Source organism: Adhaeribacter sp. (genome assembly GCF_057359045.1).
Genome location: NZ_JBMQUD010000007.1, coordinates 1 through 16493, shown reverse-complemented (window position 1 = coordinate 16493; position 16493 = coordinate 1). Strand labels below are relative to the sequence as shown.

Here is a 16493-nt window from a genome sequence, read left to right as displayed (position 1 = left end):
ATTTTGTCTTTTATCATTCAAATTATTAGCCCTAAATCTCACAATCTAACAGAATATACAATTGTATTATTTTAATACTTTACTAGGACGTCATTTTTTTTAATCTTTGTTAAAGGGCTCAGAACGGCTATTAGGGTATTTATATTATAAACATAATCAACCATTAATAATAAAGCACCGTATGATTATAGTGAAAGCAATGTTGATATTAAAAATTGCAAATATAATTTTATTCAGATATTAAATACTATTAAAATATGAATCGTCATCCGGAATCAGTACCGCAACCGCACGAAAATAACCCGCATAACACCCAAAATGTTATACCGGTAATAGAAGAACAAGTGCAGGTAAACAAAGAGGTAGTTGAGTCTGGTACCATGCGCATTTCTAAAACAGTACACGCAGAAGAAGTTACGGTAAACGTACCGATAACTTATAACGAACACGATGTAGAACGGGTAGCCGTAAACCAGTTTGTAGATGCGCCACCGCCCATCCGCTACGAAGGCAATACCATGATAATACCTATTCTGGAAGAAGTAGTGGTAGTAGAAAAACGTCTGAAAGTGGTAGAAGAGCTGCGGGTTACTGCCCGGCAGGTACAAACGGCGAGTTCGCAACAGGTTACCCTTTTAAAAGAAGAAGTTAACGTAACCCGGACAAGCGAAGGCGCTAACCGAAGTAACGGGAATCCGGTAGAAATAAATATTATACCTACCCGTAACGAGTAAAACATTACCTGGCTTTACGCCCATTTATATTAATCCTTAACCTTTAAATTTAAAAACTAAAACTATGGCACAAACAGTGATTGGAATTTTCGACAACGCAACTGAAGCGCAAAATGCAGTACAACAATTGGTAAGCAATGGCTTTATGCGTAACAACATAGATATAGCTGACCGGAGCACAACCGGCACCAACACCAGTACTTACGACAATGACCGGGATGATGACAGCATTGGCGGTTTTTTCCGGAATTTATTTGGCACTGACGATGATGCCGATAAATATTCCAGAGTAGCCCGCAGAGGTTGCACTGTAACCGTACATGCGCAATCAGAAGATGAGGCAGACCGTGCCGCCGATATTTTAGATGATAATGGTGCTGTTGATGTGGATGAAAAAGAACAGCAGTACCGCTCTACCGGCACTACTGGTATTACCGGCGCTTTAACCTCGGGCACCGCCGGCGTTATAAATACCGGAACCACTACCACCGATACAGACTATAACCGCACCACCGATACAGACTATAATCGCACCAATAGCCTGACGGATGATTTTACCACCGACCGACGCGATGATTTTACCCGTGATAGTGGCACTTCTATTCCGATTATAGAAGAAAACCTGGCGGTAGGTAAAAGAGAAACCGAAACGGGCGGCGTTCGGGTACGAAGCCGTATTGTAGAACGCCCTGTAGAAGAACATTTACGCTTACGCGAAGAGCATGTACATGTAGAGCGCAACCCGGTTAATCGTCCGGCTACCGATGCGGATTTAAATGCTTTCCGGGAAGGAACAATAGAACTTACCGAACACGCCGAAGTGCCGGTAGTTAACAAAGAAGCCCGCGTAGTAGAAGAAATTACCTTGGGCAAAGAGGTAACCGAACGCGACGAAGTAATTCGGGATACTGTCCGGAAAACGGAAGTAGATGTAGATAATCTAAGTACCGACCGTACCTTAGATAGAACCGATAATCGTTACACAACCGACACGGACACTGATTACAACAATACGGGTTCTACCAGAATTTTAGATAATGATCCTGACCGGGACAGAGATACAACTTTATAATCTAAAAAGTTAAATCAGAAAAGCGGTAGTCATTTAATTGGCTACCGCTTTTTTTATACACTGATAATAAAAGTCCTCCTGTGCTTATCAAAAGAGTTCTTAATTCTATGTATATCAGATTAGGTTGTAACGAACTGTTTAGCCTAACATGAAAATGTTAAACGCCATTATCAAAGGATAATATTATTAAACTTGTAAATGAATCAATGCTTATTAGAATTTTGTAAATCAGTGCACTATCATAAAAAAAATAATGTTTTAATTTTACTTCTGCGGATAAAAGTAGAGATTAACTAATGGGCTAAATCTTTTTTCACTTAAAGTAAAATACCCCGAATTATCTAAGGCAAAGGAAATGGCTTCTCCTTGCGGTTCTATCTGGTAAGGCAGTTCACGGTAAGGCTTTTGCAAAGCGGTAGCAATATTTTCGTTGGGTAAGCGGCTGTAGCTGTAAATATTGGTATATGTTTTTACCAGTATCTGTTTGCCATCTGGAGAAAGAGCAGCGCCTACCACACCCGTGTACTTTAATTTTCCTACTAAAATAGCTAGGTTTGTTTTTGTTAAACTATAAGGGGCTTTAATCTGATAAATCAGCGAAAGAGTGTCGCGTTTGGTTAAGATATAAATATCTTCTGTTCGCGGATCAACCAGAAAAGCCTCGGCATCGTGTGATGTATTGGGGTATTTGAACCGAATACGATTTATTGTGGTAATAGTATCTTGGCTCGGTTTAGGCTCCGGGAAACGGTAAAAAGAATAATTTATGTAACGCCTTAAGTTATCGCCGGTATCAGCGATAAATATTTCGTTCCAAACCAAGGCCATTTCTTCCCAGTCGCGGTTTTTAATACCTTTTAAATATACCCGCCGTTTTACTTGGCCGGTATGTGTTATTAAGTACAACTGGTTTTTGTTGCCGCTGTCTTCATGCACCCACAAATGTTTTGGATGCGTTTTACTATCGGCTATGCCAGAAGCTTCGGCAATAAGCGGTACTACCGGATGAGTAATAATCTGAATGCCCGGCGGCAAAGAATTTAATGGGTAAATAACAGCACTTAAGGCAAAAACAATCTTTTGTACGAATAAAAAAATAAAGTAAGGCATGCCCCAATTTAGGTAAATTAAATCAGGAATGTAGCGGCCTTACAAACCTAGTCTCACTTTATAAAAAGATTTAATAGCCGGTTAGTTTCCGAAAAATTATAGATTGATGAAGCTGATTAAAACACTTCAGGTATTAAATCTATCTAAATATTTAGTAAAAACCCCGACGCATGATTTACTGCCGGGGTTTAGCTATTTATAAAAGTTTATGAAACTAAATTGTTAATCCTGAGGTACCTGCGATCTTTGGTAATTACCCACCGACCCATCGCTGTAATGTACGCGCCAGGCTTGCACACCGCCATTGCCTGGCACAAATTCTATATTGCTGTAATTACTTGATTTAGCCGGGTATAATTCACTGGCGCCATAATTTTTAGATACCCCATTCTGGCTGGAGGAACAAGTATTATAGCTGCGGTAATTGCCATCGGCCGGGTGAAACTTAATGGTTTTGTTGTTCATATCAATTTCTACCGTTCCTTCTTTGTAGCCTAACACTTGTGACCGGCAGTTGTAAGATGTATTGGTGTAATAAAAATATTCTTTGGCCCTACCGTCTTTGTAAAAACGATAACCCAATGCCAACTCATAAGCTGCCCCCTGGTACGTACCGTTGTAGTTCCAGAAATTGCTTATCGACGTAGTGCCGTTTAGCCAATATCCTACCAGTTCGTCGGGCACCTCCGTGCGGGGTTGGTCGGGGTAAATGTTAGTGGTTTCTTCTTCGGTACAACTTACTGTACCAAACAGACTAAGCATACAGAAGCACATCCAAAAGGTGATTTTTTTCATAGTTTTAGGTTAGAGTTTAGGTTTGATATATTGACAATAAATTTCTATTTATCAGCTAATTGAAATATTACAATAATACTAGTTAGTAAAAAACACCTCCATAAGGGAAATACCAATTATTCTCTTCCCACCATTCTTTCCCGGCTGGAATCTTCTAATTCTATAGAATGACCGGTGGGGAAAACTATTTGCCAGGCAACTATGTAATACTCTATTTACTATTTGGTATAAGGTTTATAGAATTAAATCTAAAAGTTCTCTTGTTAGGTAAGTTCGCTTAAGAAACCACTCCGCTCTTATTAAAAGCAGATTTGTTAAGTTTTTAATAAGAGCATACCCCAAAGTAATTCCGGGAAGTAGGGATTTTAAAATATTAATTCTTGAAGGCCGGAACAGGGTAATTGAATGCCGAAAACATTGGTTTAAATCCATGAAATTTTTGAGACGAATAAGGTAAAGGTGGGTATTCCGTATATCTACTTACGTATAACTATTATACAATTAAACCGTGAAATGGAAGGCAATTAAATCTCTTTAAATCAAGTAAATATTTTAACCCATTCCATTTCTAAAATATGTTTATTCAATTTCTATATGAAACAGCTTGCGCCCATCTTAAAAAGCGCCAGTTCATTAATGCCGCGGGTATTTTATCGCTTCAAACAATATTTACTTTTATTATATCTATAATTAGCGGCCGCCAGGTTTTTAACGGCAAACCATATAGGCATTTTAAATATTCTCCTGGAGTAAAATTTATCGGGGTTTTAATGTTAGTTTGCATTTTCCTAAGTGGTTGTGCTACCTCTAAATTAGGAGCATCGGGCCAACAGAAAACGGCCGGTAAAACCTTTGTAATTGTGGGTGCTTCCAGCGGTTTTGGCCGGGGCGTTGCCGAACAGTTGGGTTCGTATAAAGCCAACGTAGTACTGGCCGCCCGCCGCACCGATTTACTCGAAGAAATTGCAACTAAAATCAGGGCAGCCGGAGGTAAAGCGCTGGTGGTTACAACCGATATAACAAAACCCGAAGAAGTACAGCGGCTCGCCGAAACCACTTTACAGGAGTTTGGTAAATTTGATGTATGGATTAATATGGCCGGCGTAGGTGCTATTGGGCGCTTCTGGGAAATTCCTCTCTCCGACCAAGCGCAGATTGTAGACATTAACCTGAAAGGAATTATATACGGCAGCCATGCGGCCATTAAACAGTTCCGTTCACAAGGCTACGGGACTTTAATTAATTTGGGCTCTGTAGAAAGCAATGTTCCGCTGGCTTACCATGCCTCTTATGCGGCTACCAAAGGAGCTATTTTAAATTTTGATCAGGCATTAAACCAGGAACTTAGGCTGAACGGGCATAAAAATATTCGGGTAATTACCGTAGAACCTTGGGCCGTAGATACGCCTTTCTGGCGGCATGCAGCTAATTACAGTGGCGGCACTCCCCGGATGGCAGCTATGGACCCGCCCCAAAAAGTTGTTAATGCGGTCATTCGGGCTTCGCTCCGGGGCCGAAACGAAAAGCCTGTAGGCTGGAAAGCCAAAGGCGCCTGGATTTCGGACCGACTTTTTCCGCGATTTACCGAACGTTTATCGGCCAATATAGTTCACCGCTACCAGATAAAAACAGCCCCGCCCGCTCCAGCTTCGTCCGGCTCGGTGTATGACCCCATGGCTGCCGGCCGCGGTGTAGACGATGGGGTTCGTAAACGGATGAAAGAAGAAAAAAAGCAACGCAAGGCACAAAAAAGAATGGTGAAAAAAGGTTAAAAGTTTCTAATATTTTTTACATCTAATTTTTCCAAGAAAGCGACATAGTATGGCAAGGTCATAATTTTTATATGTTAGTACTTACCCAAGTAAAAGAGCTGTTGCCAGGCAACAGCTCTTTTGCTTTTAGTTAGAATCTAATTAAATTTTTACCAGATGATATCGCTATATAGTAGCTCCAACCGTTATTCCTGCATTTACACCCGCAAATATATAGATTTAACTTTTTTAATAATTTATTTAATTATTTTTTAAAACCTCTAAATCCGATCTGCTATCCCACTCCGTAGGTAACGAAATATTTCACTAAATCCTTTAAATATTTCATCTATGAGAATTTTTACCAGAACCAGACCTAAGATCTGGCTGATGGTACTGGCTATTGCCGTACTGTCTATTATTGGGTTTAAAAACAACTTTGTTGAGTCTTCCAGTCACCGGGAAGCGCCCATGATTATGAACGACCCCCTGGCCGATAACACCGATGTGTATGCGTTTCGGAATCCGGCTAACCCCAACAACATGGTTATTATCGCCAATTTTATTCCAGTGCAGGCGCCACACGGCGGACCTTATTATTACAACTTCGGGGAAAATATTGCTTATGACATCCACATTAAAAACAATGCCAGTACTACTATCGACGATATTATCTACCGTTTTGAGTTTGTCCTGAAAAATGAAGACCCTACTACTTTCTTTAAATACCGGTTGGGTAAAGAAAATGTAAAAGCAAATTACTTCTGCAGCAAAAGCTTAGATGGTGGCAAAACCTGGTCCCGGATTGTATATTTAGGCAAAGTAGCACCACCCGATGCGGGTCCGCGTTCTATAGAAAGTGCCGTAGGCCTCAATACACCTTACGAAGCCCTGATGAGCGCCGCAATTGAAACTTCTGGCCAGCGCGAAAAAATATTCTGCGGCCAGGTAGACGATCCTTTCTTCGTGGATATTGGCGGCATTGCAGATTTAGGAAATATCCGGCCCAACAATGCGCCCGATGGTTTAGCTAAATTAAACGTGCATACCATTGCTATGGATATTCCGATTGAAAACCTGCAAAAAGATAAAAAGTTCGCGAATCAGGCCCGTAATATTCTGGATCCGGATTATGTTATCGGCGTTTGGGCTTCGGCGAGCCGCCGGCAAATGACCGTCCGGAATGCCAATGGTACCAAAACCGAAACGGGTCCGTACGTGCAGGTATCGCGATTGGGTATGCCGCTTACCAACGAAGCCATTATTCCTATTGGCCGCAAAGATGAGTGGAACGCGACTCCTTCTACTGCCGATAACCGCAATTTTGAGCGCTACTTTACCAATCCGGAACTGGCCCTGTACATGGATGATTCTAAATTTGGAACAGCGGTTCCGGGTTTTGCCAAACTTCGCATCCAGACCAATTCTTTGGGTCAGTTCGATTTCCGGAATGGGGCCAATGGCTTAGCCGGCTTAAAAGGTAATCCGGCATTAGCCGGTACCGCTCTAGACGATAATTTGTTTGGTAATTATTTGCTCCGGATGGGCCAGCCGCGCTCCGTTGATATTTTACCCATCTTTATGACGGGCATACCAAATTTACGGCCTTACCAACTGGCTACCGGTAAAAATGGCAACCCGCTGGCCGCCGGTAAGCCCTTTATAAACAACTTTTTACCAACCTTCGGCGATATGCTGCGGGTTAATATGGCTACGCCGTCTACTCCCCGTAATTCACCCGATTTTAGCAGCGAAGGTTTAATTGCCGCCGCCGCCCTGGGTTTAGCCGATGAACGGTTTAACCGCAATGCTGATTTGCAGTTTATTCCGAACATGGATGGCTTTCCGAATGGGCGCCGCTTAGAAGATGATGTTACCCGCATTGAATTACAAGCCGTTGGAGGCGCCGTACTGGCCGCCGTAGGTTTGTGGTACGATGATTTTGTGCCGGGTGGCAGCCCCTTAACCCAGGATTTGTTAGATGTTTTATCGTTTACTACCGGAGTCGAGAAAAATGACAAAGACTTTACGGCCAGTTTCCCTTTCCTGGCCAGACCTTGGGATGGTTTTAATGATGGTCACATTCAGATTAACTGCGATGTAAACGGCAATGCAATTTCTACGGTGCCATCCATAATGCCGGGAGCCAGAGTTGGCGGTAGCCTTAACTTAAACACACCGGAGCTTATGATCCAGAAAGTAGAAACGTATCCGAACCCGGCGAAAGATTTAACTACGTTCCGGTACCATATAACCGAGCCCGCCGAAATAACCCTGCAGATTTACAACAGCACCGGCCAACTGGTAGCTACGCCGGTTAAAAACCAAGCCCGGAAAGCAGGTACTTACGAAGTGCCGGTGAATGTAAGCAAATACGAAAACGGCACTTACCTGGTAAGGGTGCAAAAAGGCAATCAGGTATCAGAATCTTTAAAATTTGTAATTTCTAAATAATGGTAAACCGGGCTGGCGGTGCTTTGGCCGGCCCGGTTTATTTTAGATAATTTAAATTAATATCTATGAAAAAGAAATACTTATACAATATTTTGTACGTGGGGGTAATTGCCTTAGTAGCCGGATTATTTTATTTTTATCGCAACCAGCAAGAACCAATTCCACCGTTAAAAGAAAGAACCGGTCCTATTTCGGTTACCAGCGAATGGTTAAATACCAAAGCCGCCATTCAGGGTTTGCAACGCAAACTCCGCACAAAACCCAACGACCTACACAGTAAATTACTACTGGGTTTTGCCTATATGCAAGAAGCCCGGGTTACCGGCGATCACCCATATTATTATCCGGCAGCATTGCAATTGATAAACGAGGTTTTAGCTAGCGAAAAAGATAACGTAGTAATGCGGTACGAAGCTACTGTAGCCAAGGGGGCCATTCAGCTTTCTCTGCACCAGTTTAAAGAAGCTTTAATTACCGGCCAGGAAGCTTTAAAGCTAAACTCCCACGGGGCAGCCGTTTACGGCGTACTTTGCGATGCGCAGGTAGAAATGGGTAATTATGAAGAAGCTATAAAAATGGCCGATCGAATGGCAGCTCTTCGCCCCGACTTAAAATCATATTCCCGCATTTCTTATCTCCGCGAAATTTACGGCGATTTACCCGGGGCCATTGAAGCCATGCAAATGGCGGTAACGGCTGGTTTTCCGGGTCTGGAACAAACCGCCTGGACCCGTGTAACCTTGGGCACCTTATACGAAAAATCCGGTGACCTGCAGTTGGCCGCGGCCCAGTACCAACGTACGCTTGCCGAATACCCCAAATATGCTTTTGCCGTGGCCGGTTTAGGCCGTTTGGCCGATAAAAACAAAAACCCCCAGGCTGCCATTAAATTATTGACCGAGGCCGCTACTATTTTACCGGAATTTTCTTTTCAGGAAGAACTGGTACGGTTGTACCAAAAACAAAACAGAAAAAGCTTAGCCGAAAGCACTTTAAACGAAATGCTTGCGGGCATGGAAGAAGACCAGAGAGCCGGCCATATTGTTGATCTGGAATTAGCTAAAATTTACCTCGACCTGAAAAAAGATAAAGTAAAAGCCCTGGCTTACGCCCAAAAAGAATTTAAACGGCGGCCCCAAAATATTGATGTTCTGAAAATACTCGCCGAAATTTATTATCAGCAAAAAGATTATGCCCAAGCAGCCCAATACCTGGCCGAAGCTACCCGCACCGGCAGCCAGGATGCTACTTTAATTTGTTTAGCGGGATTGGTAAAATACCGGATGGGAGACCAACTAGCCGGCGAAAACCTCATCCGCAAATCCTTGGCCACTGATCCGTTTCAGCATAGCACCTTTAGCGACGAAGGCAAAAATTTATTAAGCCAAATGGTTAGCAAATTATAAACAGTTAATGCCTAAGTGGTCTTTGTTTTGGCTTGCCTGCACCTTCAACCAATATTTTTTCCGGTTTTCTATAAGCTACCGGCTACGCCTTTTGGCCGGTAGTTACCAACTTCCTTTTGTTGGCTTCATACTTATGTTTATTCGTGCCAACTGTCATAATCAAAAACAACATGAAAAAATTTTACTTCATTCTTTATTATGTATTCTTTTTATGTAGTAGTGCTTTGGCCCACCAGGCTTCTATAAAAGGTGTAGTTTACGGGCAAGGCACCAACACGCCTTTGGTGGGCGCTACCGTGGTTATTCCCCAAATAGATGCGATTTCTACGACTAACCAGTTAGGGCAATATGCTTTTTATAATGTAGTGCCGGGTAATTATGAACTCAAAATTTCTTACTTAGGCTTTGTGCAGGAAACCAGATGGGTGGCTGTCGATAATATAGCGCCTTTAAAAATAATATCTCACCTGCAAGCCGGCAGCTTACAACTGTCCGAAGTAGCTATCTCCGCCAGCCAGGATAAAGCTTTAAACCTGATTTCGGCGGTAGATTTACAGGTAAGGCCCATCCAGAATAGCCAGGAAATATTGCGCTTAGTACCGGGCTTGTTTATTGCGCAGCACGCCGGGGGCGGCAAAGCCGAACAAATATTTTTAAGAGGCTTTGACATTGACCATGGTACCGATGTAAATATTACCACCGATGGCATACCGGTAAACATGGTTTCGCATGCGCACGGCCAGGGCTACGCCGACTTACATTTTATTATTCCCGAAACGGTGCAAGCTGTAGATTATGGCAAAGGGCCTTACCAGGCCGATAAAGGAAACTTTGCAACTGCCGGCTATGCCGATTTCCGGACCAAGGCCGCACTAGATAAAAATTTAATAAAACTGGAAGCTGGTCGTTTTAATACATACCGGGCAGTAGGTTTATTTAATCTGCTGGGAGCACAAGCCCGTGCCAGGCATCAGCAAGCTTACCTGGCTACCGAATATTTATTTAGCAACGGCTATTTTAAATCGTCGCAGGGTTTAAACCGGCTAAATGGTTTTGGCCGCTACCAGGGTATTTTCCGGAACAACCTGATTATAAATGCGTCCGTTTCGGCATTCCAAAGTAACTGGAATGCTTCGGGTCAGATTCCGGAACGAGCCGTTAACAGCGGTATTATTTCCCGGTTTGGCTCCATCGACGATACCGAAGGTGGGCTTACCTCCCGCTACAATGCCAATATTATTTTAGATAAAACCTGGGCCAATTCGGCCTCACTGCGGCAACAAGTTTACTTTAGTAAATATGATTTTGAGCTATATTCTAACTTTACCTTTTTTCTGAACGATCCGCAAAACGGCGACCAAATTCGGCAACGCGAAAACCGCCAGATTTACGGCTATAACAACAGTTATCAGCGGGAAATTACCTTATTTGGCCGGCCGCTCCGCAGCGATGTAGGTTTAGGTTTGCGGTACGATATCATTAAGGGCTCAGAATTATCGCGCACGCTAAACCGGCAAATAACGCTTACCGAAATAAAAAAAGGCGATACGCACGAGTTAAATGCTTTTGCTTACCTGAGCCAGACTTTAGAAATATCTCCCCGCTGGTCCATCAATGCCGCCTTGCGCTTCGACCAGTTTAATTTTAATTACCAGAACAGGTTAAACGATGCGGCTGCAAACGATAAACAATCTGCTTCGCCCAACCGGGTTAGCCCCAAGCTTAACTTTACTTACACGCACTCGCCTAAATTGCAGTTTTATTTAAAATCAGGGGTAGGTTTTCACGCCAACGATGCGCGGGTGTCGGTAAATGCCCGGTATAAAGCGGCTTTGCCGGGTGCCCGCGGCACCGATTTAGGCTTATCTTTTTTAGCTAATAGCAAATTATTGGTAAACAGTGCCCTTTGGTACCTGGCCTTAGACCAAGAATTGGTGTACGTCGGCGACGAAGGCGTAGTAGAACCCTCGGGTAAAACGCGGCGGTACGGTTTAGATTTTTCGGCGCGTTACCAAATAAATAATTATTTAATTTTAGATACCGACCTGAACCTGGCTAAACCCCGGTTTCTGGAGGAAGAAAAAGGAAATAATTTTATACCCTTGGCCCCTACTTTTACCAGCACCGGCGGACTGACTTATACTAACAATAAAAAAGTTAAAGGCAGCCTGCGCTACCGCTATTTAGGCCACCGCGCGGCCAACGAAGATTATAGCTTAACCGCCGAAGGTTATTTTCTGTTGGATGCGTTAGTAAGTTACACCTACAAAAAAGTTGAATTTAAATTAACCGGCGAAAACCTGTTAAACAGTAACTGGAAAGAAGCGCAGTTTGAAACCGAATCGCGGTTAAAAACCGAAACAGAACCCATTTCGGAAATCCACTTTACGCCCGGCACACCGTTTTTTATCCGGGCTGGTATTGCTTATTCATTCTAAGTTAAGATTACCCAGTAGATATGCATGCTTTTTAATATGTGTAGAATAACTATCTCGCCTAATTTAATATGTTAAGCGTAATTTTAAATTTAGTAGAATCAGACGAAATACGTCATTCCCAAAGAATCTTCTGATTAGCTAACCCATAAGATTCTTTGGGAATGACGGAGATTAATGGGAGAAAGAGGCAAGTTTTAATTATTGGATAAAATTTAAACATGCGCTAAGGGGCTGATTTAAAATATACTTTTATTTCGGTGCCAATATCTTCGGTACTTTCTACTTCTATTTTACCGCCGGCATTCTCTACAATTCTTTTCACCATAAACAGGCCAATTCCCGAACCATCTACGTGTTTGTGAAAGCGCTTAAACATGGTAAATAGCTGTTCCTGCTGGCGTTTATTTATGCCTAAGCCGTTGTCTTGCACGCACAAAATAACATAGGGCGCTGCTAACCGCGTAGAAATTTGCACCAGGCAACCTCTCTGGTCCGACTGAAATTTAATGGCGTTGCTAATTAGGTTATAAAGAATGCTCCGGAAATTTTTACGGGAAAAATTAAGCTCTTTAACCTGAAAATCGGTTTGTAAAAAACCGATTTTTTGTTTCAAAGGATAATCTAAATCAGCCAGAACTGCCTTGTACATTTTTTTTACATCAATTACTTCTGCCTGTAACCCATCGTTTATGTTTTTGTGCATTCTGCTTATTTCGGTCAGATCTTCAATGGTGTCTTTAAACCGGTTTACAGAAGTTATAACCTGCCCTACTACTTTTTCGGTATTATCGCTCAGGCATTGGGCTTGTTCTAGTTCTTCCTTTAGTACCTGCATTAACCCTTCTATATTAATAATAGGCGAGCGCAGGTCGTGCGAAGCGGTGTAAACAAAATTATCGAGGTCGTGGTTAATTTTTGTTAATTCGTTGTTTTTATCAATTAAGGTATTGTGCCGTTGGTCTAATTTATCCTCAAGTTCTTTCTGTTCGGTTTTATCGCCGGTTACTTTTGTAAAGCCAATATGTTCGCCTTCTTCCGAAAAAATAGCAGTAAGTGAAATAAATGACCAGAAAAGCGTTCCATCTTTCCGCCGGCGCCAGCCGTGCACTTCATAAGAACCTTTTTCTAAAGCAGCGGCTAATTCTTCCTCCGGTTTACCGGCTAGTTGGTATTCTTCCGGAAATAGCATGCCGTAATATTTGCCAATTACTTCATCTGGTCTGTAGCCTTTTAAACGGTTCGCGCCGTTGTTCCAGGTAGCAATAAAGCCGTGTTTAGTCATAAAAAAAACGGCGTAACCGTTTATCTGGTTAATGAAATCAGAATAGATACTATTGGCAAACTGAAGAGAAAGCATGTATTTGTTAAAAAATAGGTTTGTCGCTTCTACTCTTAAACAGGTATAAAGTTTCGGATTAAGCGCTTTCGCATTCTAATGCGCCGCATAAAACCACAGACAGCAATATTTAAGATTGATTCTTAAAACAAATATTTACCCGGCAGGTATAATAAAAGCAATGAACAGAATTTGCCGGCTAAATTCAATTAGATTATTCGTTTGCTGATTACCTTAACCGTTTACCAAGGCTCATCATAACAAACCAGAACTTAAAAGCACCTCTCTACCTTACTTTACCATTATTATGAAATTATTTAGCAGTGGTTTTTTTCAACTGAACTACGAGCCATCTTCGGATATTTTATTTGCTACTTTACCCGATTTACTTAATTCGCAGTTGAGCCAGGCCGAGCAATGTTTTGCGATTATAGTAGAGTACGTTAAAAATTACCACATTCAAAATTTGCTGCTCGATTCCAGCCAGGCCGTAGTAGAACTAAGCGACACTGCCTATTTTAATTTAATCTATCAGGTATCTATGGACCTGAAGCAAACCCGTTTAAAAAGAGTAGCCCGTATTGTTAGCTCTTTGGGTAAATTAGAAGGCATGGCGTTAATGGTGCAAGGAGAAGTTTTAAAAAGCGAACCTTTTTCTTACCAGATTCAAAATTTTACGAATAAAGCATTGGCCACCGAATGGTTAACCGGCAAACCTGTACCAAATTAAGCTCAATTAAGCAGTTAAGAAACGGCTATTAGATGAAGTAGAATATTAACTGGTAATTTTTAGGGTAATATTTGATATCTACCTAATATAATAATTAAATATTTATTTTTCAAAATTTAAGATTTACTCCCCTTTCGTGTTTTTCCTTTTTGCTTTTCGGGGTTGCTGTGTGGCTCTTTACAGACAACGCTGTTCTGAATAGCTTTACTCTTTATTCTTATCTGCTCCAAAGGGCTCCCTTTCTATTTCAAAGGCTCAGCGCTTAAGCTAAAATTTAATTAATCATTTCTGAATACTCCTGACACGCGGTTGTCATTGGGCGGTGTTAGCTTTGCCATATACTTTCACAAAAACCAATTAGCACTATGGAAAATACCCTCTCTAGCACCCAGGTTGCAACTGTTATTACGCCCGCCGAATTATTGAACCACTGGCAGGGACACCGGGGCTTAACCCGCCGCGTAATTGAAGCTTTTCCGGAAAATGAATTATTCCATTTTACCGTAGGCACCATGCGCCCGTTTGCCGCTATGGTTCAGGAGTTGCTGGCGATTGCAGTACCCGGCCTGCGCGAAATTGCCGGCGGTGGCCCCGAAGAACTAAACGAACACCTGGAAAAAGCTACGAGCAAAGCCAATATTTTAGCTCTTTGGGATGAAGCAACCGCTGACCTGGACCGGTACTGGGCTTTAATTCCGGCGGAAAGATTCCACGACCACATTGTTACCTTTGGACAATACGAAGGCACCGTTTGGTCTTCTATCTTTTACTTTATCGATAACGAAATTCATCATCGGGCACAAGGCTTTGTGTATTTACGGGCGCTGGGCATTACTCCGCCACATTTCTGGGAAAGATAATATTCTAATTTTTAAAAATATGAAAACAGTATTTGTATTCAGAACATCGGTAACCAATAACCAGAGCGTAAACAAGCTTAAGCCTTTACTGGATAACCTGATGCATACTGGCGAAAAATGGAACTTTGACCTGGAGGATTGTGACCACATTCTCCGGGTCGAAGCCATTTCGCTCCAGGCGTCAGAAATTGTAGATAATCTGGCTCATGCCGGTTTTGCCTGCGCTGAATTAGAAGATTAAGAATAAACCTCATTTTGAGGCTGAAGATTATTTTTAACTTTCTCTAATAGCTCCTGCACCCGTTCCCGGAAGCTGGCCGGTTCTATAATTTCGGCGTGATCGCCAAACATCAGGTACCAGCGGGGCAAAGCGTCCTGAATATCGGCGGTCTGGAAAGTCATTTCTACCTGGTTGCCAATAATTCTTTCCGACTCAAAACCATAATATTTACGCCCGGTTTGGATATACTTAGCCGATTCTTTATCTACCCGAATGACTACTTTAATTTTGGGATTTGTCGGGCAACTGGCAGGTTGTCGCTGAATATTAGTGTGCTCCTGGGTAAAAGGAACCTCGGTACGTTTTAAATCTAACATCCGGTCGGTCCGGAATTGGCGGTACTCGGCGCGCAGATGGCAAAAAGCCAAAACGTGCCAGAAATTATTTTCATTAAACAAGCCAACGGGTTCAATGCAACGCTCGGTTGCCGCCTCAGAATAAAGCGATTGGTACTGCAGGGCTACTTGTTTTTTTTCGGCAATGCTATCCAGTATAATATTTAAGGCATCGGGAGTGTGCTGGTTAAATATTTGCTGGCCAAAGTTTACCCAAATTTGCTTTTCTAAGGCACTTACCCGGTCTTTGGCACTGCCCCGCAAAACCGATTTTACTTTATACATCGCCGATTCATAATTGGCGCCTAAGCTTTTATCACTGAATTTTTGCATCAGTTTTTCGGCGGCTACAAAACTATCGGCTTCTTCGGGGGTAAACATAACCGGCGGCAACCGGTAGCCTTCCATTAAGGAATAGCCAACACCGGCTTCGCCACATATTGGTACGCCGGAGGCTTCTAATGATCGTATATCGCGGTAAACCGTGCGCAGACTTACCTGAAAGCGGTCGGCCAGTTCCTGGGCTTTTACCACCCGCCCCGATTGCAGATGAATAAGGATGGCCACAATACGATCGAAACGATTAAGGTTTTCTTTGTCCATACTTCAAGTAAAATGCTGCTCTAAATTAGAAAAAATAGGATGAAAATAGTTACCGTTGCGCACAAACGTGAAACAAAAAATTATACCGGCTTATCCTGATTTATGCATTTTACCCGCAGCTATTATCGGCAATCCGCCGGTGATTACTTTCTACTAACCGTTAGTGGCTAATTACAATTTTTAACTTAGAATTTCAGAAGCATACTTTTAATTTTAGCTAATCTAAAATATTAGATATAATATATAATATTGAGGAAAGGTATAGCAGCAGGTACAGCTTTTTTGTTTCATGATATTTATTTACACCAATTATTATAAACTAGAAAAAGGAACCAGAATAAATATTCTGATTCCTTTGAGTTAAGTTAATTGTATATAATGCTTTGTTATTCTATAGTTAAAATGTAATTGCTGTTTTTACTTCACCAATATTTTAGCATTCAGAATAAGGTGGTTGTTTACACCACTGATACGCACCAGGGCCATGTTTTTCAGGTTAGCCGTTACACTAGCCGGCACGGCAAAGACCGGATTGCTTTCTTTTACTTCTACTACTTGGCTGTAGTGCAGCTTGCCGTATACATCCATT

At 42.1% G+C, this 16493-nt stretch carries 13 protein-coding genes; 9 read left to right on the top strand and 4 right to left on the bottom strand.

The genetic code is table 11. The annotated features are described in order from the left end of the window. Nucleotides 1-257 precede the first annotated feature (257 nt). Both ACO1R6_RS01595 and ACO1R6_RS01590 read left to right on the top strand, forming a co-directional pair. The gene (locus tag ACO1R6_RS01595; RefSeq protein ID WP_486261714.1) at nt 258-734 is read left to right on the top strand and encodes a YsnF/AvaK domain-containing protein; all 477 of its coding nucleotides are present in this window, start codon (nt 258-260) and stop codon (nt 732-734) included. 64 nt (nt 735-798) lie between these two features. After that, complete coding sequence (locus ACO1R6_RS01590) at nt 799-1806, top strand: DUF2382 domain-containing protein (RefSeq protein WP_486261713.1); 1008 nt, start codon at nt 799-801, stop codon at nt 1804-1806. Between the two features lie 264 nt (nt 1807-2070). Here the strand turns inward: ACO1R6_RS01590 and ACO1R6_RS01585 are convergent, their stop codons facing one another. Both ACO1R6_RS01585 and ACO1R6_RS01580 read right to left on the bottom strand, forming a co-directional pair. Continuing rightward, nucleotides 2071-2916 (bottom strand): hypothetical protein, encoded by an 846-nt coding sequence (locus ACO1R6_RS01585; RefSeq protein WP_486261712.1) that lies wholly within the window; start codon nt 2914-2916, stop codon nt 2071-2073. A gap of 222 nt (nt 2917-3138) precedes the next feature. Next, complete coding sequence (locus ACO1R6_RS01580; protein ID WP_486261711.1) at nt 3139-3711, bottom strand: hypothetical protein; 573 nt, start codon at nt 3709-3711, stop codon at nt 3139-3141. A 770-nt stretch (nt 3712-4481) separates the two neighbouring features. Here ACO1R6_RS01580 and ACO1R6_RS01575 point away from each other — a divergent pair. The 4 genes from ACO1R6_RS01575 to ACO1R6_RS01560 all read left to right on the top strand — a co-directional run bounded on the left by ACO1R6_RS01575 (nt 4482) and on the right by ACO1R6_RS01560 (nt 11760). Then, nucleotides 4482-5483, top strand: a complete 1002-nt coding sequence (locus ACO1R6_RS01575) for an SDR family NAD(P)-dependent oxidoreductase (RefSeq protein ID WP_486261710.1) — start codon at nt 4482-4484, stop codon at nt 5481-5483. Between the two features lie 330 nt (nt 5484-5813). Continuing rightward, entirely contained in the window at nt 5814-7916 is a 2103-nt protein-coding gene (locus ACO1R6_RS01570) for a T9SS type A sorting domain-containing protein (protein WP_486261709.1), read from the top strand. 65 nt (nt 7917-7981) lie between these two features. Then, the gene (locus ACO1R6_RS01565; RefSeq protein ID WP_486261708.1) at nt 7982-9322 is read left to right on the top strand and encodes a tetratricopeptide repeat protein; all 1341 of its coding nucleotides are present in this window, start codon (nt 7982-7984) and stop codon (nt 9320-9322) included. 170 nt (nt 9323-9492) lie between these two features. Next, on the top strand, nt 9493-11760 hold the full coding sequence (locus ACO1R6_RS01560) for a TonB-dependent receptor (protein ID WP_486261707.1): 2268 nt from the start codon (nt 9493-9495) through the stop codon (nt 11758-11760). Nucleotides 11761-11983: 223 nt separating this feature from the next. Here ACO1R6_RS01560 and ACO1R6_RS01555 read toward each other — a convergent pair whose 3' ends face one another. Further along, a complete protein-coding gene (locus ACO1R6_RS01555; RefSeq protein WP_486261706.1) occupies nt 11984-13117 on the bottom strand; it encodes a sensor histidine kinase in 1134 nt (377 codons plus the stop codon). Nucleotides 13118-13403: 286 nt separating this feature from the next. Between ACO1R6_RS01555 and ACO1R6_RS01550 the strand changes: the two genes are divergently transcribed. The 3 genes from ACO1R6_RS01550 to ACO1R6_RS01540 all read left to right on the top strand — a co-directional run bounded on the left by ACO1R6_RS01550 (nt 13404) and on the right by ACO1R6_RS01540 (nt 14927). Continuing rightward, entirely contained in the window at nt 13404-13826 is a 423-nt protein-coding gene (locus ACO1R6_RS01550; RefSeq protein ID WP_486261705.1) for a hypothetical protein, read from the top strand. Between the two features lie 365 nt (nt 13827-14191). Further along, nucleotides 14192-14686 carry a DinB family protein gene (locus ACO1R6_RS01545; RefSeq protein WP_486261704.1) on the top strand — a complete coding sequence of 165 codons (495 nt, stop codon included), beginning with the start codon at nt 14192-14194 and terminating at the stop codon, nt 14684-14686. Nucleotides 14687-14705: 19 nt separating this feature from the next. Then, nucleotides 14706-14927, top strand: a complete 222-nt coding sequence (locus ACO1R6_RS01540; RefSeq protein ID WP_486261703.1) for a hypothetical protein — start codon at nt 14706-14708, stop codon at nt 14925-14927. Here ACO1R6_RS01540 and ACO1R6_RS01535 read toward each other — a convergent pair. Next, nucleotides 14924-15904, bottom strand: coding sequence for a helix-turn-helix transcriptional regulator (locus tag ACO1R6_RS01535; RefSeq protein WP_486261702.1), 981 nt, complete (start codon nt 15902-15904; stop codon nt 14924-14926). The genes ACO1R6_RS01540 and ACO1R6_RS01535 overlap by 4 nt on opposite strands. Nucleotides 15905-16493 lie beyond the last annotated feature (589 nt).